The following is a 19655-nucleotide window of genomic DNA, read 5'->3' as shown; positions in this document are numbered from 1 at the left end:
GGCAGCGCAAAAGACGCAGGTATAGCATCGCATAACAAATATGGAGCACAAAAATGGCGTGGAATCAGCCCGGTAATAACGGACAAGACCGCGACCCCTGGGGAAGCAGCAAACCTGGCGGCAACCCTGAGGGAAATGGAAACAAAGGTGGTCGCGAGCAGGGACCTCCCGATCTGGACGATATCTTCCGCAAACTGAGTAAAAAGCTTGGTGGTCTGGGTGGCGGTAAAGGTACTGGCTCTGGCGGCGGTAGTTCATCGCAAGGCCCGCGTCCGCAACTGGGCGGTCGAGTCTTTACTATCGCAGCGGCCGCTATCGTCATTATCTGGGCGGCCAGCGGTTTCTATACCATTAAAGAAGCGGAACGCGGCGTGGTGACACGCTTCGGTAAATTCAGCCATTTGGTTGAACCGGGTCTGAACTGGAAACCGACCTTTGTCGACGAAGTGACACCGGTCAACGTTGAAGCCGTGCGTGAACTTGCCGCATCCGGCGTCATGCTGACCTCTGACGAAAACGTCGTGCGCGTCGAAATGAACGTACAGTACCGCGTGACCGATCCGCAGCGTTACCTGTTTAGCGTAACCAGCGCGGATGACAGTCTGCGTCAGGCTACCGACAGTGCCCTGCGTGGGGTTATCGGTAAATACACCATGGACCGTATCCTGACCGAAGGTCGTACCGTTATTCGTAGCGATACCCAACGTGAACTGGAAGAAACGATCCGTCCGTACAACATGGGTATCACCCTGCTGGACGTCAACTTCCAGGCTGCACGTCCGCCGGAAGAAGTAAAAGCCGCGTTTGACGATGCTATCGCAGCACGTGAAAACGAACAGCAGTACATCCGTGAAGCGGAAGCTTACACCAACGAAGTTCAGCCGCGTGCAAACGGTCAGGCGCAGCGTATTCTGGAAGAAGCGCGTGCGTATAAGACTCAGACAATCCTGGAAGCACAGGGTGAAGTGGCTCGCTTCGCAAAAATTCTGCCGGAATATAAAGCCGCACCGCAAATTACCCGCGAGCGTCTGTATATCGAAACCATGGAAAAAGTGTTGAGCAATACCCGCAAAGTCCTGGTTAACGATAAAGGCAGCAATTTGATGGTTCTGCCGCTGGATCAAATGCTGAAAGGTGGTAGTGCGCCAGCAGCAAAGACTGACAGCAGTTCAAACCTGCTGCGTCTGCCGCCAGCAACGACTTCCAGCACTGGAGCAAGCAACACATCGTCCACCAGTCAGGGCGATATTATGGACCAACGCCGCGCGAATGCGCAGCGTAACGACTACCAGCGTCAGGGGGAATAACGATGCGTAAGTCAGTTATTGCGATTATCATCATCGTTCTGGTAGTTCTGTTCATGTCTGTCTTTGTGGTCAAAGAAGGCGAGCGCGGTATTACTCTGCGCTTTGGTAAAGTTCTGCGTGACGATGAAAACAAGCCGCTGGTCGTTGCACCAGGCCTGCACTTCAAGATTCCGTTTATTGAATCTGTGAAGATGCTGGATGCGCGTATTCAGACCATGGACAACCAGGCCGATCGCTTTGTTACCAAAGAGAAGAAAGACCTGATCGTTGACTCCTACATCAAGTGGCGCATCAGTGACTTTAGCCGTTACTACCTGGCAACGGGCGGTGGCGATGTTTCTCAGGCGGAAGTCCTGCTGAAACGTAAATTCTCTGACCGTCTGCGTTCTGAAATTGGTCGTCTGGACGTGAAGGACATCGTTACCGATTCCCGCGGTCGTCTGACCCTGGAAGTTCGTGACGCGCTGAACTCCGGTTCTGCTGGCACAGAAGATGAAGTGGCGACTCCGGCAGCAGATAGCGCGATTGCCGAAGCGGCTGAACGTGTTCAGGCTGAAACGAACGGTAAAGTACCGGTCATCAACCCGAACAGTATGGCGGCATTGGGCATCGAAGTAGTTGACGTGCGTATTAAGCAAATCAACCTGCCTGCTGAAGTGTCCGAGGCTATCTACAACCGTATGCGCGCTGAGCGTGAAGCGGTAGCGCGTCGCCATCGTTCACAAGGCCAGGAAGAGGCGGAAAAACTGCGTGCAACGGCTGACTATGAAGTCACTAAAACGCTGGCAGAATCTGAGCGTCAGGGCCGTATTATGCGCGGTGAAGGCGATGCAGAAGCCGCTAAGCTGTTTGCCGATGCGTTCAGTCAGGATCCGGACTTCTACGCCTTCATCCGTAGCCTGCGTGCTTACGAGAAGAGCTTTGAAGGGAATCAGGACGTAATGGTCATGAGCCCGGACAGCGATTTCTTCCGCTACATGAAGACACCAAATACCGCGACACGCTAATCGCGTTCCAGCGGTTTTAAAGCAGCAAAACCACCGGCATCTCCAGGGATGCGGTGGTTTTCTTTTTATATAAGGGCGATGGATGAATTCAACAATTTTGCTGGCGCTCGCGCTGGTTTTGGTGCTGGAAGGGCTGGGTCCGATGCTTTATCCCAGCGCATGGAAGAAAATGATCTCTGCAATGGTGCAACTTCCCGAAAATATTTTGCGTCGTTTTGGTGGAGGTCTTGTGGTTGCGGGCGTTGTGGTCTACTACATGTTGAGGAAAACGATTGGCTGAACAATAAGTAGACTAATTTGCGGATTTTCGCATGCAAAAAGTGCTGTATATCTGAAAAAGCGGTGGTAGAATCCATTTTTAAGCAAACGGTGATTTTGAAAAATGGGTAACAACGTCGTCGTACTGGGCACCCAATGGGGTGACGAAGGTAAAGGGAAGATCGTCGATCTTCTGACTGAACGGGCTAAATATGTTGTGCGCTACCAGGGTGGTCACAACGCAGGCCATACTCTCGTAATCAACGGTGAAAAAACCGTCCTCCATCTTATTCCATCAGGCATTCTTCGCGAAAACGTAATCAGCATCATCGGTAACGGTGTTGTTCTGTCTCCGTCCGCGCTGATGAAAGAAATGAAAGGACTGGAAGATCGTGGTATCCCGGTTCGCGAGCGCCTGCTGCTGTCTGAAGCTTGTCCGCTGATCCTTGATTATCACGTTGCGTTGGATAACGCTCGTGAGAAAGCGCGTGGCGAGAAAGCGATCGGTACTACCGGTCGTGGTATCGGTCCGGCTTATGAAGACAAAGTAGCTCGTCGCGGTCTGCGTGTTGGCGATCTGTTTGATAAAGCAACTTTCGCTGAAAAACTGAAAGAAGTGATGGAATATCACAACTTCCAGCTGGTGAATTTCTATAAAGTTGAAGCAGTTGACTACCAGAAAGTGCTGGATGATGTGATGGCTATCGCCGACATCCTGACCTCAATGGTTGTTGATGTTTCCGATCTGCTGGACCAGGCGCGTAAGCGTGGCGATTTCGTCATGTTTGAAGGTGCGCAGGGTACGCTGCTGGATATCGACCACGGTACCTATCCGTACGTAACGTCCTCCAACACCACCGCAGGTGGCGTGGCAACCGGCTCCGGCCTGGGCCCACGTTATGTGGACTACGTTCTGGGTATCATCAAAGCTTACTCTACTCGTGTAGGTGCGGGTCCGTTCCCGACAGAGTTGTTTGATGACGTTGGCGAGTTCCTGTGCAAACAAGGTAACGAGTATGGCGCGACCACCGGTCGCCGTCGTCGTACCGGTTGGCTGGATTCCGTTGCTGTACGCCGTGCAGTACAGATTAACTCCCTGTCTGGCTTCTGCCTGACCAAACTGGACGTACTGGACGGTTTGAAAGAGGTGAAAATCTGTGTTGCTTACCGTATGCCGGATGGCCGCGAAGTAACGACTACTCCGCTGGCAGCTGACGACTGGAAAGGTATCGAGCCGATTTACGAAACCATGCCGGGTTGGTCTGAATCCACCTTCGGCGTGAAGGAACGTAGCGGTCTGCCGCAGGCAGCGCTGAACTACATCAAGCGTATTGAAGAACTGACCGGTGTGCCGATTGATATTATCTCAACTGGCCCAGACCGTACTGAAACCATGATCCTGCGCGACCCGTTCGACGCATAATTCTGGTTATAGCGTAGCGTCAAACGGCGCTGCGCTTGCACTAATTTAGGCCGGATAAGGTGCTTTGCATCAGAATCCGGCTTAAAATCACGTAAGTTCCTCGCTTTTTTCCTTCCCGAACTGAAATAAATTAGCGACCTGGCTGGTGGCTGGTTTATCATCAATGTAATTAATACTACCAGGTTTATCCGTTTTATCCCTTTTCCTGAGGTTGATGTGCAGTTAACAAGTTTCACCGATTACGGATTACGTGCGCTAATCTACATGGCGTCACTTCCCGAAGGACGTATGACCAGTATTTCTGAGGTGACAGAAGTCTACGGCGTGTCCCGTAATCATATGGTCAAAATAATCAATCAACTTAGCCGGGCGGGCTTTGTTACTGCTATTCGAGGAAAAAATGGCGGTATCCGCCTGGGTAAACCCGCTAAGGATATTGGTATTGGTGATGTGGTTCGCGAGCTGGAACCCTTATCGTTGGTCAACTGTAGCAGCGAGTTTTGCCACATCACCCCGGCCTGTCGACTCAAACAGGCGCTTTCTAAAGCAGTGCAAAGTTTTCTCACGGAACTGGACAACTACACACTTGCTGATTTGGTTGAAAAGAATCAACCGCTTTATAAATTATTGCTGGTGGAGTAACGACTCCCGCCAGCAGCGATGATGACGGAGGAACCGACATGTCACAAGATCCTTTCCAGGAACGCGAAGCAGAAAAATACGCGAATCCTATCCCGAGCCGGGAATTTATCCTCGAACATTTAACTAAACGTGAAAAGCCGGCCAACCGCGATGAGCTGGCCGCTGAACTCAATATTGAAGGTGAAGAGCAGCAAGAAGCGCTGCGTCGTCGCCTGCGCGCGATGGAGCGTGACGGACAACTGGTCTTCACCCGTCGTCAATGCTATGCGCTGCCGGAGCGTCTCGACCTGCTGAAAGGTACCGTTATTGGCCACCGTGATGGCTACGGCTTTCTGCGCGTTGAAGGCCGCAAAGATGACCTGTATCTGTCCAGCGAGCAAATGAAAACCTGCATTCATGGCGATCAGGTGCTGGCGCAGCCGTTGGGCGCGGACCGTAAAGGTCGCCGCGAAGCGCGTATTGTGCGCGTACTGGTGCCGAAAACCAGCCAGATTGTCGGCCGCTACTTCACCGACGCTGGTGTTGGATTTGTCGTCCCAGACGACAGCCGCCTGAGCTTCGATATTCTGATCCCGCCGGAAGAGGTAATGGGCGCTCGTATGGGCTTTGTGGTTGTCGTTGAACTGACCCAGCGTCCAACTCGCCGCACTAAAGCGGTGGGTAAAATTGTTGAAGTGCTGGGTGACAACATGGGAACCAGCATGGCCGTGGATATGGCCCTGCGTACTCATGAAATCCCATATATCTGGCCGCAGGCGGTTGAGAAACAGGTCGCCGGGCTGAAAGAAGAAGTGCCGGAAGAGGCGAAAGTAGGACGTGTCGATCTGCGCTCCCTGCCGCTGGTGACTATCGATGGCGAAGATGCGCGCGACTTCGACGATGCGGTTTATTGCGAGAAGAAACGCGGCGGTGGTTGGCGTTTATGGGTGGCGATTGCTGACGTAAGCTATTACGTTCGCCCGCCGACTCCGCTGGACCAGGAAGCGCGTAGCCGTGGCACATCCGTTTACTTCCCGTCGCAGGTAGTTCCGATGCTGCCGGAAGTGCTGTCTAACGGATTGTGTTCACTCAACCCGCAGGTGGACCGGTTGTGTATGGTCTGTGAAATGACCATTTCGTCGAAAGGCCGCTTAACTGGCTTTAAATTCTACGAAGCGGTCATGAGCTCCCATGCGCGTCTGACCTACACCAAGGTCTGGCATATGCTGCAAGGCGACCAGGAGCTGCGTGAGCAGTACGCACCGCTGGTTAAACACATTGAAGAGCTGCATAACCTCTACAAAGTGCTGGATAAGGCCCGTGAAGAGCGTGGCGGTATCTCGTTTGAAAGTGAAGAGGCGAAGTTTATCTTCAATGCTGAACGCCGTATTGAGCGTATCGAGCAGACGCAGCGTAACGACGCGCACAAGCTGATTGAAGAGTGCATGATCATGGCGAACATCTCCGCGGCACGATTCGTTGAGAAAGCCAAAGAGCCAGCGCTGTTCCGTATTCACGATAAGCCGACGACCGAAGCGATTAACTCGTTCCGTTCCGTCCTGTCAGAGCTGGGGCTGGAGCTGCCTGGTGGCAACAAACCTGAGCCGCGTGATTACGCTGAACTGCTGGAGTCGATTGCTGACCGTCCTGACGCAGAAATGCTGCAAACCATGCTGCTGCGTTCGATGAAGCAGGCGATTTACGATCCGGAAAACCGTGGTCACTTTGGCCTGGCGCTGCAATCTTATGCACACTTTACTTCACCGATCCGTCGTTACCCGGATCTCTCCTTGCACCGGGCGATTAAGTATCTGCTGGCGCAGGAGCAGGGCCATAAGGGCAACACCACGGAAACCGGTGGCTACCATTATTCGATGGAAGAGATGCTGCAACTGGGTCAGCACTGTTCGATGGCCGAGCGCCGTGCTGATGAAGCCACGCGTGATGTCTCTGACTGGCTGAAGTGCGACTTCATGCTGGACCAGGTGGGTAATGTCTTCAAAGGCGTGATTGCCAGCGTGACCGGATTTGGTTTCTTTGTCCGTCTTGATGAACTGTTTATCGACGGTCTGGTGCATGTCTCCTCTCTGGATAACGACTACTATCGTTTCGACCAGGTTGGGCAGCGCCTGACGGGGGAATCCAGCGGCCAGATGTATCGCCTGGGCGATCGCGTGGAAGTTCGCGTGGAAGCAGTCAACATGGACGAGCGTAAGATCGACTTCAGCTTGATCTCCAGCGAACGTGCGCCGCGTAATGAAGGTAAAACCGCGCGCGAAAAAGCCAAAAAAGGCGATGCGGGTAAAAATACCGGTAAACGTCGTCAGATGGGCAAAAAGGTGAATTTCGAGCCGGACAGCGCTTTCCGCGGCGAGAAGAAAGGCAGAGCCAAACCTCAGGCGGATAAGAATGCGGCTGAGAAGAAAGGCGATAAAAAAGCGAAAAAGCCCTCGGCAAAAACGCTTAAAATTGCTGCCGCCACTAAAGCTAAACGTGCGGCGAAAAAGAAAGTCGCACAATAACAGCCATAGACTGTAAGTCGGGCAACCTTTGCGTTGCCCGGCGTTACGCATAAACTATTAACGAGTACATTCATGAGTGAAATGATTTACGGCATCCATGCGGTGCAGGCCCTGCTGGAACGTGCGCCTGAGCGCTTCCAGGACGTCTTTATTCTCAAAGGTCGTGAAGATAAACGCCTGCTGCCGCTGATCCACGCACTGGAAGCACAGGGTGTTGTCATTCAACTGGCTAACCGTCAGTTTCTGGATGAGAAAAGCGAGGGTGCGGTACATCAGGGGATTATTGCTCGCGTGAAGCCGGGCCGTCAGTATCAGGAAAACGATCTGCCGGATCTGATTGCTACGCTCGATCAGCCGTTCTTTTTGATCCTCGATGGCGTCACCGATCCGCATAACCTGGGCGCATGCCTGCGTAGCGCCGATGCCGCTGGCGTACATGCTGTAATCGTACCGAAGGATCGTTCCGCACAGTTGAATGCGACGGCGAAGAAAGTGGCCTGTGGTGCGGCAGAAAGCGTACCGCTGATCCGCGTCACCAACCTGGCGCGCACCATGCGTATGCTGCAGGAAGAGAATATCTGGATCGTCGGAACCGCAGGTGAAGCCGACCATACTCTCTATCAGAGCAAAATGACCGGTCGTCTGGCGCTGGTGATGGGCGCAGAGGGTGAAGGTATGCGCCGTCTGACTCGCGAACACTGTGACGAACTGATCAGCATCCCGATGGCAGGGAGCGTTTCGTCATTGAACGTTTCAGTTGCGACGGGTATCTGCCTGTTTGAAGCCGTCCGCCAGCGCGGCTAATTCATTCTCTATGTCTCTTAAGCCATCCCTCGGGATGGCTTTTTTGTGACCTGAATCCCAGGCACTCTCTTGTCTGGCTGACCATACTTAAAGCGACGGCCATTGAAGGAGGGAGACACAATGCACTGGCAAACGCATACCGTTTTTAACCAACCTGTACCGCTCAATAACAGTAACTTATATTTGTCCGATGGCGCGCTGTGCGAAGCGGTTATCCGCGAAGGCGCTGGTTGGGACAGCGATCTTCTCGCCAGTATTGGTCAGCAGCTAGGGACTGCCGAGTCGCTCGAACTGGGCCGTCTGGCCAATGCTTTTCCACCTGAACTGTTGCGCTACGACCCGCAGGGGCAGCGGCTGGATGATGTGCGTTTTCATCCTGCCTGGCATTTGCTGATGCAGGGATTATGCGCCAACCGCGTACATAATCTGGCCTGGGAAGAAGATGCGAGGCAGGGAACATTTGTTGCCCGGGCGGCCCGTTTCATGCTGCATGCGCAGGTGGAGGCTGGCACGTTGTGTCCGGTGACCATGACTTTTGCCGCCACGCCGCTGTTACTTCAGATGTTACCCGCCCCCTTTCACGACTGGCTTACGCCGCTGCTAAGCGACCGTTATGACTCGCATTTACTGCCAGGTGGGCAAAAGCGTGGGCTGCTTATCGGCATGGGCATGACTGAGAAACAGGGTGGTTCAGATGTGCTGAGCAATACCACTCAGGCAGAACGTCTTGCTGACGGCTCGTATCGGCTGGTGGGACATAAGTGGTTTTTCTCCGTGCCGCAAAGCGATGCCCATTTAGTGCTGGCCCAGGCTAAGGGGGGATTATCCTGCTTTTTTGTGCCGCGATTTTTACCTGACGGGCAGCGTAATGCTATCCGTCTTGAGAGATTGAAAGATAAGTTAGGCAACCGCTCCAACGCCAGCTGCGAGGTTGAATTCCACGATGCGATTGGCTGGCTATTGGGTGACGAAGGGGAAGGTATACGCCATATCCTGAAAATGGGGGGGATGACGCGTTTTGACTGTGCGCTCGGTAGTCACGGTATGATGCGGCGTGCTTTTTCCGTCGCGATTTACCATGCGCACCAGCGGCAGGTCTTTGGCAAGCCATTGATTGAACAGCCGATGATGCGTCAAGTGTTAGGTCGGATGGCGCTACAACTGGAAGGTCAAACGGCGTTACTGTTTCGACTGGCGCGGGCCTGGGACCGTCGTGCTGATGCTAAAGAAGCGCTGTGGGCCAGGTTGTTCACGCCAGCGGCGAAATTCTCCGTTTGCAAAAGCGGTATGCCATTTGTGGCAGAGGCGATGGAAGTGCTGGGTGGGATTGGCTATTGCGAGGAGAGCGAGCTGCCGCGTTTGTATCGTGAAATGCCGGTAAACAGTATCTGGGAAGGCTCTGGCAACATTATGTGCCTTGATGTGTTGCGAGTACTGACCAAACAACCCGGCATATACGAGATGCTCAGTGAAGCCTTTGCGGAAGTCAAAGGGCAAGACCGACATTACGATCGAATGGTACGTCAGCTCCAGCAGCGTTTACGTAAACCCAGCGAGGCATTGGGGCGGGAGATTACGCAGCAGCTTTTCCTGCTCGGTTGCGGGGCGCAGATGTTGCGCTATGCCTCTCCACCTGTGGCGCAGGCCTGGTGCCAAATGATGCTTGATACGCGGGGGGGACTACGATTGTCTGAGCAGGTGCTGAACGATTTGCTTCTGCGGGCAACGGGGGGATTACGGTAATAATATGCCTGATGGCGACGCTTTCGCGTCTTATCATGTCTACAGTTCACTGTAGCTCAGATAAGTTTACGCCATCCGGCAATGTGTTAAGCATAGAGTATGGCCTGTACGCGCCAGTTGTCGGGCTGCTGATCTTCGTACATTTGAATGATCCGATACCATGAGGCACCTTGTTCATCCGCTTTTAACGCGACTATACGTTCTACATCCTGCGGATTTCCTGCAATGTTACTGACAGATATCTGGCCAATTTCATTCAGGCCCGTAACACAGTCAGCACTGGCGAACTCGGCAGACTGCGCCGTAGTATCTACCAGTCCGGCAGAAAGCAGCAGTGAGGATAAGGCAAGTGATTGTTTCATCGTCAGCTCCATTATTCGTACCCCTACACACGGCAGGGCATTCCATCGCGATAATAAACCTCAAGCTTCCTGCTGTTGGTTTATTGTGCACAGGTAAACGCATAGGGGCGCAAAGCAATGTAAAGCTGACTAAATTTCAACCCAATGTTATTTACGATACAAAATAGCCTGTGAATACCATTGGCCTGTCACGATGGTTTCATCCACTAATAAAACCACGTAGTAATCAGCTTTAGCCGCGGCGGCTTTGGCACGGATCTCTGCCAGCGCATCATCCGGAGAGCCTCTTACCAGTGCGCTAACCGTCCCTAATCGCTGTAACCCATTACTCTGGTCACGGCGGATCTCCTGCGGGTGGTCGGCAACGGGCGGTGCGGGTTGCGGCGTTCCCTGTAGCACGCTACAGGCGCTTAAAAACATAACCAACAACAAAGAGGCAAACCGACGCATAACTCTATCTCGTTTCCTGATAGCCATAGTGTAGTGCCTTATTAATTTCCCTTTAGGGGAATGTTCCCGAATTGTTATCTCTCACGCGATTTTCGAATGAAAATGTTGCGAAAGCGTAACCCAGTTCTCAACATTATGAATCATTGCCGAACACATTCGCTTGCGTTAAGTATTGCTGCATGGCATACCAGAAAGAAAGAGGCGACAAATGATCGAAATTGAAACACGACAGTTGGCGGGTATCCCTGTCCTGCACGCCGTTCCGGCTGGCAAACGCGAATGTTCACTCCCTTGTATTATCTTCTATCACGGGTTTACATCTTCAAGTCTGGTTTACAGCTATTTTGCCGTTGCGCTGGCTCAGGCCGGGTTCCGCGTCGTCATGCCAGATGCGCCCGACCATGGCGCTCGCTTCAAAAGCGATGCCAAGGTGCGAATGCACCGCTTCTGGCATATTTTGCAGCAAAGTATGCAGGAGTTTACGACGTTACGTGCGGCGCTGGTGGCGGAAAATTGGCTTTCAGATGAGCGGCTTGCCGTCGGTGGGGCGTCGATGGGGGGAATGACAGCATTGGGCATAATGGCGCGCCATCCCGAGGTTAAATGTGTAGCCAGCCTGATGGGTTCAGGCTATTTTACCCGGCTTGCGCAGACGCTTTTTCCCCCTTTACTGGTTCAGACCCCAGAGCAGCAGGCGGAATTTGATGCCGTTATCGCCCCGCTTGCCGAATGGGATGTTACGCATCAGTTACCACGCCTCGCTGACAGGCCGTTGCTGCTGTGGCATGGACAGGATGATGATGTTGTACCCGCTGTTGAAACCTTCCGCTTACAGCAAGCGCTGATTCAGGCAGGTTTGGACAACAATCTGATCTGCCTGTGGGAAGCGGGCGTACGACATCGCATCACGCCAGAAGCGTTGGCCGCAACAGTGACGTTTTTCCGCCAGCACCTTTAAACGCGCATAATGCTCACGCCCTGGGCTTCAAGCTGTTGCAGAATCTCTGGGTTTGCATTTTTGCCAGTAATCAGCATGTCGATTTGGTCGGCGCGGCTGAACAGCATCCCCGCGCGTTCACCGACCTTACTGCTATCGACCAACACCACCAGTTTGCCCACCACGTTAAGCATCTTCTGCTCCGCCATCGCGGTCAGCATATCGGTTTTATACAGTCCGTCCGCGGTCAACCCTTTGCCACTGGTGAACATCCAGTGCCCGGCATACAGGCTATTTTCACTGCCTTGCGGGCTAAGCGTGATGGATTGGCTTTTGTTATATTGCCCTCCCATGATGATCACGCTGTCATGCTCCTGGTCGATCAGATAGTTCGCCAGCGGCAGATAATTAGTGATGATCTGCACCGGCTTGCCGCACATTTCGCGACCCAGCAGAAAGGCTGTCGATCCGCAGTTGATCACCACGCTTTCACCCGCATTCACAAGCTGGGATGCCGCCTTGGCAATGCGAACTTTTTCATCGTGGTTCTGTGCCTGGTGCAGATTCATTGGCGTCCAGCGCGGTCGCTGCTGGGTAATAGCTTCTGCGCCATTGCGGACTTTCTTGAGTTTGCCGCTTTCATCGAGTTTGTTGATATCCCGGCGTGCTGTGGCGGGTGAAATCCCCAGACGCTCAATCACGTTCTCAACGGTAACAAAGCCCAACTGCGCCAGCATATCCAGCAATATTTGATGTCTTTGTGCTTCAGTCATGAGCTATTCCGATACAAATTGATTTGAAAAGATGATATTTGAAATAGCCTGGAAATACTAAAGTAAATGGGAAAAAATGCCGGGATGGCCCGGCATTTTGTGTGGATCACAAGAACGATTTAAACGGTAAATCCGGTTCAATCGTGAAGCAGTCGTCAAAGCCGCGCGGATAGTGATATTCAAAGTTATCTTTGTCCAGCGGCCAGGTGAACTTGCCACCCACCTGCCAGATAAAAGGCTTAAAGCCATACTTCAGCCGATCCTTTTTCATCTCCCACAGTACGCGGATCTCCTGAGGATCGGCCTGGAAGTTTGACCAGATATCGTGATGGAAAGGGATCACCACTTTTGTATTCAGGGCCTCCGCCATACGCAGCATGTCGGAACTGGTCATTTTGTCCGTAATTCCCCGTGGATTCTCGCCGTAGGATCCGAGCGCGACGTCGATCTGGTGCTCATTGCCATGTTTTGCATAGTAGTTGGAGTAGTGTGAATCACCGCTGTGATAAAGCGTACCGCCCGGCGTTTTGAACAGATAGTTTACGGCGCGGGCATCCATACCATCCGGCAGCACGCCTGCCGCTTTTTGATCGGCAGGAAGCGTGATCAATGCCGTACGATCAAACGCATCAAGCGCATGAATTTCAATATCTTTCACTTTCACCACATCGCCAGGTTTTACCACGATGCAGCGCTCTTTTGGTACACCCCAACCGATCCACAGATCCACACAAGTCTGCGGTCCAATAAACGGCACGTCGTCGGCACAGTTCTGCATGACGGCTGCTGCAACATTTACGTCGATGTGATCGTTATGATCGTGCGTGGCCAGCACCGCATCGATCTGACGAATGGCAAACGGATCAAGAACAAACGGCGTGGTGCGCAGGTTTGGCTGCAGCTTCTTCACGCCCGCCATGCGTTGCATCTGGTGACCGGTTTTCATCAGCGGGTTACCGTGACTCTGTTTACCCGTACCGCACCAGAAATCGACGCAGACGTTAGTTCCGCCTTCAGACTTTAGCCAAATTCCGGTACAGCCAAGCCACCACATAGCGAAAGTGCCAGGTGCGACCTGTTCCTGCTCGATCTCTTCATTGAGCCAGCTTCCCCACTCCGGGAATGTGCTCAGAATCCATGATTCACGCGTGATGCTTTTTACTTTACTCATCGCAATTACCTTCATGTTTGTTCAAGTTGAATCAAATTATGATTTGTTTTGATTGATACTGACATCATTTTCTCAAGAAGGCAATGCGCTGATTTTTGGTGTTGAATGGGAAAATGTGAACAAATTACAACGTGACAAGAGGGTTTATATGAAATGTATTTTTGTATTTTATTGTTTTAAATGAATTTATTTTGACGTGTATGAATTTGAAGTAAATCCACTCTGCAAGTAAGAGAATTATTTGCGTACTTCATCACATTTAATCAAATTCAATCTTGTTGTGATTACTTTTGAAAATTAGAGTGAGGGCACAACATCCTGGGCATCTGTAATGAATGTTCAGCAACTTCGTCTACTGGAGATCGTTATGGAGATCCTCTACAACATCTTTACCGTCTTTTTTAATCAGGTCATGACCAATGCACCGTTGCTGTTGGGTATTGTGACCTGCCTCGGCTACATCCTGTTGCGTAAAAGTGTCAGCGTCATTATCAAAGGCACGATCAAAACGATTATCGGTTTTATGTTATTGCAGGCAGGGTCGGGCATTCTGACCAGCACGTTTAAACCGGTGGTGGCGAAGATGTCTGAGGTTTACGGTATCAATGGCGCGATCTCCGATACCTATGCCTCCATGATGGCAACCATCGAACGAATGGGTGATGCCTACAGTTGGGTAGGGTACGCCGTACTGTTAGCGCTGGCGCTGAACATTTGTTACGTACTGCTACGGCGTATTACCGGCATTCGAACCATCATGCTGACTGGGCACATCATGTTCCAGCAGGCGGGGCTGATTGCCGTCTCTTTCTACATCTTTGGTTACCCGATGTGGACCACCATCATCTGTACCGCGGTGCTGGTGTCGCTCTACTGGGGCATTACCTCCAATATGATGTACAAACCGACGCAGGAAGTAACTGACGGCTGTGGTTTTTCCATCGGTCACCAGCAGCAGTTCGCCTCCTGGATTGCTTACAAAGTCGCGCCGTATCTGGGTAAGAAAGAGGAGAGCGTAGAAGATCTCAAGCTGCCAGGCTGGCTGAATATCTTCCATGACAACATCGTTTCCACCGCGATTGTGATGACCATCTTTTTCGGGGCGATCCTGCTCTCTTTCGGCATAGATGTGGTTCAGGCGATGGCGGGTAAAACCCACTGGACGGTCTATATCCTGCAAACCGGTTTTTCGTTTGCTGTCGCTATCTTCATCATCACCCAGGGCGTACGTATGTTCGTTGCTGAACTTTCAGAAGCGTTCAACGGTATCTCTCAACGTCTGATCCCCGGCGCGGTGTTGGCTATCGACTGCGCAGCGATTTACAGCTTTGCCCCCAACGCGGTTGTCTGGGGCTTTATGTGGGGCACCATCGGCCAACTGATTGCAGTAGGTATTCTGGTTGCCTGCGGCTCTTCCATCCTGATTATCCCAGGCTTTATCCCGATGTTCTTCTCGAACGCCACTATCGGCGTATTTGCTAACCACTTTGGCGGCTGGCGCGCGGCGCTCAAGATTTGCCTGGTGATGGGGATGATAGAAATCTTCGGCTGCGTTTGGGCGGTGAAACTCACCGGTATGAGCGCCTGGATGGGCATGGCGGACTGGTCAATTCTGGCACCGCCGATGATGCAAGGCTTTGCCTCCATCGGCATCGTGTTTATGGCCGTCATTATTCTGATTGCACTGGCTTATATGTTTTTCGCAGGACGCACGTTGCGCGCTGAGGAAGACGCAGAAAAACAACTGGCAGAACACTCTGCTTAATAAGGAGTTCCGATTATGACCGTACGTATTCTGGCTGTGTGTGGCAATGGGCAGGGCAGTTCCATGATCATGAAAATGAAAGTGGACCAGTTTTTAACCCAGTCAAATATTGACCATACGGTAAACAGCTGCGCCGTGGGTGAATACAAAAGTGAACTGAGCGGTGCGGATATCATCATCGCTTCTACGCATATCGCCGGTGAGATTACCGTTTCTGGCAATAAATATGTCGTTGGCGTACGCAACATGCTGTCTCCTGCCGATTTTGGACCAAAACTGCTGGAAGTGATCAAAGCGCATTTCCCACAGGACGTGAAGTAAGGGGCGGCATATGAAATTACGTGACTCGCTGGCAGACAATAATTCCATCCTTTTGCAAGCCGAGGCCAGTACCTGGCAGGAAGCGGTAAAGCTTGGTGTGGATCTGTTGGTTAAGGCCGATGTGGTTGAACCACGCTACTACCAGGCCATCCTTGATGGCGTTGAGCAGTTTGGCCCGTACTTTGTGATTGCGCCTGGCCTGGCAATGCCGCACGGCCGTCCGGAGGAAGGAGTTAAGAAAACCGGTTTTGCGCTGGTGACGCTGAAAACGCCGCTGGTGTTTAACCACGAAGATAACGACCCGGTCGATATTCTGATAACGATGGCGGCAGTTGATGCCAACACTCATCAGGAAGTGGGCATCATGCAGATCGTGAATCTCTTTGATGACGAAGCCAATTTCGACCGTTTACGCGCCTGTCGCACCGCGCAGGAAGTGTTGGATTTAATTGATAACGCCACTGCGGCGGCTGTTTAAAAGGATACACAAAATGTCATTACCTATGTTGCAGGTTGCGCTGGATAACCAATCAATGTCTTCCGCGTATGAAACGACGCGTCTGATTGCCGAAGAGGTCGATATCATTGAGGTGGGCACTATTCTTTGCGTGGCAGAGGGCGTGCGCGCCGTTCGCGATCTAAAGGCGCTTTACCCGCATAAAATTGTGCTGGCGGACGCCAAAATTGCCGATGCGGGAAAAATCCTCTCCCGCATGTGTTTCGAAGCCAACGCTGACTGGGTCACCGTCATCTGCTGTGCGGATATCAACACCACCAAGGGGGCACTGGAGGTGGCGAAAGAATTTAACGGTGATGTACAGATTGAACTGACGGGTTACTGGACCTGGGAGCAGGCGCAAGAGTGGCGTGACGCGGGCATTGGGCAAGTTGTGTATCACCGCAGCCGTGATGCGCAGGCAGCAGGTGTGGCGTGGGGAGAGGCGGATATCAGCGCGATCAAACGCCTGTCCGAGATGGGCTTTAAAGTCACCGTCACCGGCGGTCTGGCGTTGGAAGATCTGCCGCTGTTCCAGGGAATTCCGATTCACGTATTTATTGCCGGTCGCAGCATTCGTGATGCCGCCTCTCCGGTGGAAGCGGCCCGTCAGTTCAAACGTTCTATCGCCCAGCTGTGGGGATAAGGAGCGACTATGTTGTCGAAACAGGTCCCGCTCGGTATTTATGAAAAGGCACTCCCCGGCGGGGAGTGCTGGCTGGAGCGCTTGCAGTTGGCGAAGGAACTGGGCTTTGACTTTGTCGAAATGTCGGTTGATGAAACCGACGCTCGCCTGGCGCGTCTTGACTGGAACCGCGAGCAGCGACTGGCGCTGGTGGCCGCTATCGCCGAGACAGGGATACGGGTGCCGTCCATGTGCCTGAGCGCTCATCGACGTTTCCCGCTGGGCAGTGAAGATGATGCGGTACGCGAACAAGGGCTGGAGATCATGCGTAAAGCGATTCAGTTTGCGCAGGATATCGGTATTCGCGTTATTCAACTGGCCGGTTACGACGTCTATTACCAGCAGGCCAATAACGAAACGCGTCGTCGGTTTCGCGATGGGCTGAAAGAAAGCGTAGAGATGGCGAGCCGTGCACAGGTGACGCTGGCGATGGAAATCATGGATTATCCACTGATGAATTCGATCAGTAAGGCGCTGGGATACGCTCACTATCTCAACAATCCGTGGTTCCAGCTGTATCCCGATATCGGCAATTTGTCGGCGTGGGACAACGATGTGCAGATGGAGCTGCAGGCGGGAATGGGCCATATCGTTGCCGTACACGTGAAAGATACCAAACCCGGCGTATTCAAAAATGTGCCGTTTGGTGAAGGGGTTGTCGATTTCGAACGTTGTTTTGCGACGCTCAAACAGAGTGGGTATTGCGGGCCATACCTGATTGAGATGTGGAGTGAAACGTCGGACGATCCGGCTCGTGAAGTGGCGAAGGCGCGCGACTGGGTGAAAGCGCGTATGGTCAGCGCCGGTCTGGTGGAGGCGGTGTAATGCAAAAACTCAAACAGCAGGTTTTTGAGGCTAATATGGATCTGCCGCGCTACGGGCTGGTGACGTTTACCTGGGGTAATGTCAGCGCCATCGACCGCGAACGCGGGATGGTGGTGATTAAGCCCAGCGGCGTCGACTACCAGACAATGACAGTGGACGACATGGTAGTTGTGGATCTGCACGGCAACGTGGTGGAAGGACGCTATCGTCCTTCTTCCGATACCGCCACCCATCTGGCGCTGTATCGTCGCTATTCCTCTCTTGGCGGCGTGGTGCATACCCACTCAACCCACGCGACGGCATGGGCGCAGGCAGGTCTGGCAATTCCTGCGCTAGGCACGACGCATGCGGACTACTTCTTTGGTGATATCCCCTGCACCCGGGCGTTAACTGAAGCGGAAGTTCAGGATGAGTATGAGCTGAATACCGGCAGGGTGATTGTTGAAACGCTGGGGGAGGTGGAACCTTTGCATACGCCAGGCGTAGTGGTGTACCAGCATGGCCCGTTTGCCTGGGGCAAAGACGCTCATGACGCGGTACATAACGCGGTGGTGATGGAAGAGGTGGCAAAAATGGCATGGATTGCGCGTGGCATTAATCCGGCACTCAGCGCTATCGACAGTTATCTGATGAATAAGCACTTCATGCGTAAGCACGGCCCAAATGCCTATTACGGGCAGAAGTAGGAAAAAACGTTCCGGAGCCAACTCTTCATGGGGATGAGATCGGTCTGGCTTCGGGATTGTTTTGCAAAAAAAGCCCCCAGTGAAGGGGGCAAGTCAAACTGTGGCAATGTTCTCGTTGGTTATTTCTGGTGTTAACGATAAATATCTGCACTGGCGTGCATATTTCCGTTACTACCGGGTTCCCTGGTGAGGATCACGTGGTAGTAGGTTGCGCCTTGCGCATCGGTCTCTTCATTCAGGGCCTGAGTGGCTTCACTTTCAGTGGCGAAGTTATGATTTATGTAAATGACGCCTAAGCTCTGCACATCATCCATGTTCCTGGCCTGATGGTTATCAATTTTGATGGCTGCCGTTGCATTTGCACTGAGCAAAAGCACAGCCAGAAGGGTCAAAACACGGGCTCGCATATGTACCTCCTCGACTGCGGTCTCTGGTTGCCTCTCTCCTGTGAGTGATTAACTTCTGATGTAATTTTAACCGCTACCAGCGCAGTCGATAGCGACCATTTCTGATGCAGTTGTTCAAAAAATTACCGCATAACCATCTTTTCTTTAATTAACAGTCTGCTGGTGTAAACCGCTGCGGTGAAAAAATACCTGCCTTTCGCGCAAAAGCTCTTACCAAATAGTCAATTTAATCGGGTGAGTACGCCGTTTATAGTGAGCCGGATAATTAATATAACTTTATGATAATAAGGCAAAAACTTATGGATACTTCATTCATGGATTTCAGCTATTTCGTGGTTATGTTTATGGTCGCGCTGGTGGCTGGCTTTATTAACGTGGTGTCGGGTGGTGGTGGATTTCTCTCTATTGGCGCACTCTTAATTTCTGGTTTACCCCCGGCTAATGCGCTGGCAACCAATAAAATTCAGGCTCTGGGTAGCTCGCTGACCTCCGGAATTTACTTTTTACGCCGAGGACATATCAACGTGCAGGAGCACAAGTATGTGTTTTTATCTGCCTTTATCGGTTCTGCGCTGGGAACGACGCTTATCCAGTTCATTGAACCGGAACTGCTGAAGAAACTGCTCCCAATCCTGATTATCGCTGTCGCCATTTACTTTATTTTTGCGCCAAACCTTAGCGAACCGAAAAGAAAGCAGCAGGTATCCCTGTTTCTCTTCTCGTTGATCGGTGGGGGATGTATTGGTTTTTATGATGGCTTTCTCGGTGCTGGGGCAGGTTCCTTTTATACCCTCAGCTATATTCTGCTGTGGGGATACAGTATTGATAAAGCGCAAATCCACTCGAATTTTATTAACCTGGCGTCGAACATCGCCTCGATTTTGTTCTTCATTTTCGGCGGTAAAATGATCTGGTCGCTGGGTTTGGTGATGTTTGCAGGGCAATCCCTTGGCGCACGTCTTGGTGCGACAGTCGTACTGACGCGCGGTAAGAAAGTCATCCGACCCATGATTGTCATTGTCTCCATTTGTATCAGCATCAAAATGCTGCTGGATATGTATTAATGGCGACATGATAAATAATCGTACAAGC

General features: G+C 52.2%; 21 protein-coding genes. 16 read left to right on the top strand and 5 right to left on the bottom strand.

Translation table 11 applies throughout. From position 1 onward, the window contains the following. The first annotated feature begins 53 nt into the window (after positions 1-53). The 8 genes from hflK to OGY13_RS10870 all read left to right on the top strand — a co-directional run bounded on the left by hflK (position 54) and on the right by OGY13_RS10870 (position 9685). On the top strand, positions 54-1307 hold the full coding sequence (hflK, locus tag OGY13_RS10905; protein ID WP_008786005.1) for an FtsH protease activity modulator HflK: 1254 nt from the start codon (positions 54-56) through the stop codon (positions 1305-1307). A 2-nt stretch (positions 1308-1309) separates the two neighbouring features. After that, positions 1310-2314 carry a protease modulator HflC gene (gene hflC, locus OGY13_RS10900; protein ID WP_003830491.1) on the top strand — a complete coding sequence of 335 codons (1005 nt, stop codon included), beginning with the start codon at positions 1310-1312 and terminating at the stop codon, positions 2312-2314. An 82-nt stretch (positions 2315-2396) separates the two neighbouring features. After that, entirely contained in the window at positions 2397-2594 is a 198-nt protein-coding gene (locus tag OGY13_RS10895; protein WP_213752399.1) for a DUF2065 domain-containing protein, read from the top strand. Between the two features lie 102 nt (positions 2595-2696). Next, positions 2697-3995 carry an adenylosuccinate synthase gene (gene purA / locus OGY13_RS10890; RefSeq protein WP_003025606.1) on the top strand — a complete coding sequence of 433 codons (1299 nt, stop codon included), beginning with the start codon at positions 2697-2699 and terminating at the stop codon, positions 3993-3995. 216 nt (positions 3996-4211) lie between these two features. After that, entirely contained in the window at positions 4212-4637 is a 426-nt protein-coding gene (gene nsrR / locus OGY13_RS10885) for a nitric oxide-sensing transcriptional repressor NsrR (protein ID WP_003830485.1), read from the top strand. 38 nt (positions 4638-4675) lie between these two features. Next, on the top strand, positions 4676-7138 hold the full coding sequence (gene rnr / locus OGY13_RS10880) for a ribonuclease R (protein WP_008786007.1): 2463 nt from the start codon (positions 4676-4678) through the stop codon (positions 7136-7138). 72 nt (positions 7139-7210) lie between these two features. Beyond that, positions 7211-7942: a 23S rRNA (guanosine(2251)-2'-O)-methyltransferase RlmB gene (gene rlmB, locus OGY13_RS10875; RefSeq protein ID WP_003830482.1), complete on the top strand. Its 732-nt coding sequence runs from the start codon at positions 7211-7213 to the stop codon at positions 7940-7942. 120 nt (positions 7943-8062) lie between these two features. Next, a complete protein-coding gene (locus OGY13_RS10870; protein ID WP_213752398.1) occupies positions 8063-9685 on the top strand; it encodes an isovaleryl-CoA dehydrogenase in 1623 nt (540 codons plus the stop codon). Positions 9686-9771: 86 nt separating this feature from the next. Here the strand turns inward: OGY13_RS10870 and yjfN are convergent, their stop codons facing one another. Together yjfN and bsmA are read right to left on the bottom strand one after the other, a co-directional pair. Further along, the gene (yjfN, locus tag OGY13_RS10865; protein WP_079939047.1) at positions 9772-10047 is read right to left on the bottom strand and encodes a DUF1471 family protease activator YjfN; all 276 of its coding nucleotides are present in this window, start codon (positions 10045-10047) and stop codon (positions 9772-9774) included. A 147-nt stretch (positions 10048-10194) separates the two neighbouring features. Then, a complete protein-coding gene (bsmA, locus tag OGY13_RS10860; RefSeq protein WP_057066585.1) occupies positions 10195-10524 on the bottom strand; it encodes a biofilm peroxide resistance protein BsmA in 330 nt (109 codons plus the stop codon). A 181-nt stretch (positions 10525-10705) separates the two neighbouring features. Between bsmA and yjfP the strand changes: the two genes are divergently transcribed. Further along, positions 10706-11455: an esterase gene (gene yjfP / locus OGY13_RS10855; RefSeq protein WP_213752397.1), complete on the top strand. Its 750-nt coding sequence runs from the start codon at positions 10706-10708 to the stop codon at positions 11453-11455. Here yjfP and ulaR read toward each other — a convergent pair. Both ulaR and ulaG read right to left on the bottom strand, forming a co-directional pair. Then, a complete protein-coding gene (ulaR, locus tag OGY13_RS10850) occupies positions 11452-12207 on the bottom strand; it encodes an HTH-type transcriptional regulator UlaR (protein ID WP_003025646.1) in 756 nt (251 codons plus the stop codon). The two genes, yjfP and ulaR, sit on opposite strands and share 4 nt — an antisense overlap. A gap of 106 nt (positions 12208-12313) precedes the next feature. Further along, positions 12314-13378 (bottom strand): L-ascorbate 6-phosphate lactonase, encoded by a 1065-nt coding sequence (gene ulaG / locus OGY13_RS10845; RefSeq protein ID WP_003025649.1) that lies wholly within the window; start codon positions 13376-13378, stop codon positions 12314-12316. Positions 13379-13745: 367 nt separating this feature from the next. On the opposite strand from ulaG, the gene ulaA reads away from it, so the two are divergent. From ulaA to OGY13_RS10815, 6 genes are read left to right on the top strand one after another with little or no spacing between them, the layout of a single operon-like run. Further along, positions 13746-15143 (top strand): PTS ascorbate transporter subunit IIC, encoded by a 1398-nt coding sequence (gene ulaA / locus OGY13_RS10840; protein ID WP_003830456.1) that lies wholly within the window; start codon positions 13746-13748, stop codon positions 15141-15143. Positions 15144-15158: 15 nt separating this feature from the next. Continuing rightward, on the top strand, positions 15159-15464 hold the full coding sequence (gene ulaB, locus OGY13_RS10835) for a PTS ascorbate transporter subunit IIB (protein ID WP_003025655.1): 306 nt from the start codon (positions 15159-15161) through the stop codon (positions 15462-15464). A 10-nt stretch (positions 15465-15474) separates the two neighbouring features. After that, positions 15475-15942, top strand: coding sequence for a PTS ascorbate transporter subunit IIA (gene ulaC, locus OGY13_RS10830; RefSeq protein ID WP_006686330.1), 468 nt, complete (start codon positions 15475-15477; stop codon positions 15940-15942). Between the two features lie 13 nt (positions 15943-15955). Beyond that, positions 15956-16606, top strand: coding sequence for a 3-keto-L-gulonate-6-phosphate decarboxylase UlaD (gene ulaD / locus OGY13_RS10825; protein ID WP_003025660.1), 651 nt, complete (start codon positions 15956-15958; stop codon positions 16604-16606). Between the two features lie 9 nt (positions 16607-16615). After that, on the top strand, positions 16616-17470 hold the full coding sequence (locus OGY13_RS10820) for an L-ribulose-5-phosphate 3-epimerase (protein ID WP_213752396.1): 855 nt from the start codon (positions 16616-16618) through the stop codon (positions 17468-17470). After that, positions 17470-18156, top strand: a complete 687-nt coding sequence (locus tag OGY13_RS10815) for an L-ribulose-5-phosphate 4-epimerase (protein ID WP_020996261.1) — start codon at positions 17470-17472, stop codon at positions 18154-18156. Before OGY13_RS10820 ends, OGY13_RS10815 begins: the two co-directional genes overlap by 1 nt. 131 nt (positions 18157-18287) lie before the next feature. On the opposite strand, the gene yjfY is transcribed toward OGY13_RS10815, so the two are convergent. Then, positions 18288-18563, bottom strand: coding sequence for a DUF1471 family protein YjfY (gene yjfY, locus OGY13_RS10810; protein ID WP_003025668.1), 276 nt, complete (start codon positions 18561-18563; stop codon positions 18288-18290). Between the two features lie 299 nt (positions 18564-18862). Here yjfY and OGY13_RS10805 point away from each other — a divergent pair, with 299 nt between their 5' ends. Continuing rightward, the gene (locus OGY13_RS10805; RefSeq protein WP_003830447.1) at positions 18863-19627 is read left to right on the top strand and encodes a TSUP family transporter; all 765 of its coding nucleotides are present in this window, start codon (positions 18863-18865) and stop codon (positions 19625-19627) included. Positions 19628-19655 lie beyond the last annotated feature (28 nt).

Origin of the sequence: Citrobacter sp. Cpo045 (assembly GCF_030332875.1) — a bacterium.
Lineage (GTDB): Bacteria > Pseudomonadota > Gammaproteobacteria > Enterobacterales > Enterobacteriaceae > Citrobacter > Citrobacter portucalensis.
This window is presented reverse-complemented; position numbering and strand designations above follow the sequence as displayed.

What these genes read in the sequence shown, in the direction of transcription:
- OGY13_RS10805 (WP_003830447.1), top strand. Translation starts at nt 18,863, where the DNA reads ATGGATACTTCATTCATGGATTTCAGCTATTTCGTGGTTATGTTTATG.
- bsmA (WP_057066585.1), bottom strand. Translation starts at nt 10,524, where the DNA reads ATGGCTATCAGGAAACGAGATAGAGTTATGCGTCGGTTTGCCTCTTTG.
- rnr (WP_008786007.1), top strand. Translation starts at nt 4,676, where the DNA reads ATGTCACAAGATCCTTTCCAGGAACGCGAAGCAGAAAAATACGCGAAT.
- ulaB (WP_003025655.1), top strand. Translation starts at nt 15,159, where the DNA reads ATGACCGTACGTATTCTGGCTGTGTGTGGCAATGGGCAGGGCAGTTCC.
- yjfY (WP_003025668.1), bottom strand. Translation starts at nt 18,563, where the DNA reads ATGCGAGCCCGTGTTTTGACCCTTCTGGCTGTGCTTTTGCTCAGTGCA.
- ulaC (WP_006686330.1), top strand. Translation starts at nt 15,475, where the DNA reads ATGAAATTACGTGACTCGCTGGCAGACAATAATTCCATCCTTTTGCAA.
- OGY13_RS10895 (WP_213752399.1), top strand. Translation starts at nt 2,397, where the DNA reads ATGAATTCAACAATTTTGCTGGCGCTCGCGCTGGTTTTGGTGCTGGAA.
- ulaD (WP_003025660.1), top strand. Translation starts at nt 15,956, where the DNA reads ATGTCATTACCTATGTTGCAGGTTGCGCTGGATAACCAATCAATGTCT.
- hflK (WP_008786005.1), top strand. Translation starts at nt 54, where the DNA reads ATGGCGTGGAATCAGCCCGGTAATAACGGACAAGACCGCGACCCCTGG.
- ulaA (WP_003830456.1), top strand. Translation starts at nt 13,746, where the DNA reads ATGGAGATCCTCTACAACATCTTTACCGTCTTTTTTAATCAGGTCATG.
- OGY13_RS10820 (WP_213752396.1), top strand. Translation starts at nt 16,616, where the DNA reads ATGTTGTCGAAACAGGTCCCGCTCGGTATTTATGAAAAGGCACTCCCC.
- OGY13_RS10870 (WP_213752398.1), top strand. Translation starts at nt 8,063, where the DNA reads ATGCACTGGCAAACGCATACCGTTTTTAACCAACCTGTACCGCTCAAT.
- rlmB (WP_003830482.1), top strand. Translation starts at nt 7,211, where the DNA reads ATGAGTGAAATGATTTACGGCATCCATGCGGTGCAGGCCCTGCTGGAA.
- ulaR (WP_003025646.1), bottom strand. Translation starts at nt 12,207, where the DNA reads ATGACTGAAGCACAAAGACATCAAATATTGCTGGATATGCTGGCGCAG.
- hflC (WP_003830491.1), top strand. Translation starts at nt 1,310, where the DNA reads ATGCGTAAGTCAGTTATTGCGATTATCATCATCGTTCTGGTAGTTCTG.
- yjfP (WP_213752397.1), top strand. Translation starts at nt 10,706, where the DNA reads ATGATCGAAATTGAAACACGACAGTTGGCGGGTATCCCTGTCCTGCAC.
- OGY13_RS10815 (WP_020996261.1), top strand. Translation starts at nt 17,470, where the DNA reads ATGCAAAAACTCAAACAGCAGGTTTTTGAGGCTAATATGGATCTGCCG.
- yjfN (WP_079939047.1), bottom strand. Translation starts at nt 10,047, where the DNA reads ATGAAACAATCACTTGCCTTATCCTCACTGCTGCTTTCTGCCGGACTG.
- ulaG (WP_003025649.1), bottom strand. Translation starts at nt 13,378, where the DNA reads ATGAGTAAAGTAAAAAGCATCACGCGTGAATCATGGATTCTGAGCACA.
- purA (WP_003025606.1), top strand. Translation starts at nt 2,697, where the DNA reads ATGGGTAACAACGTCGTCGTACTGGGCACCCAATGGGGTGACGAAGGT.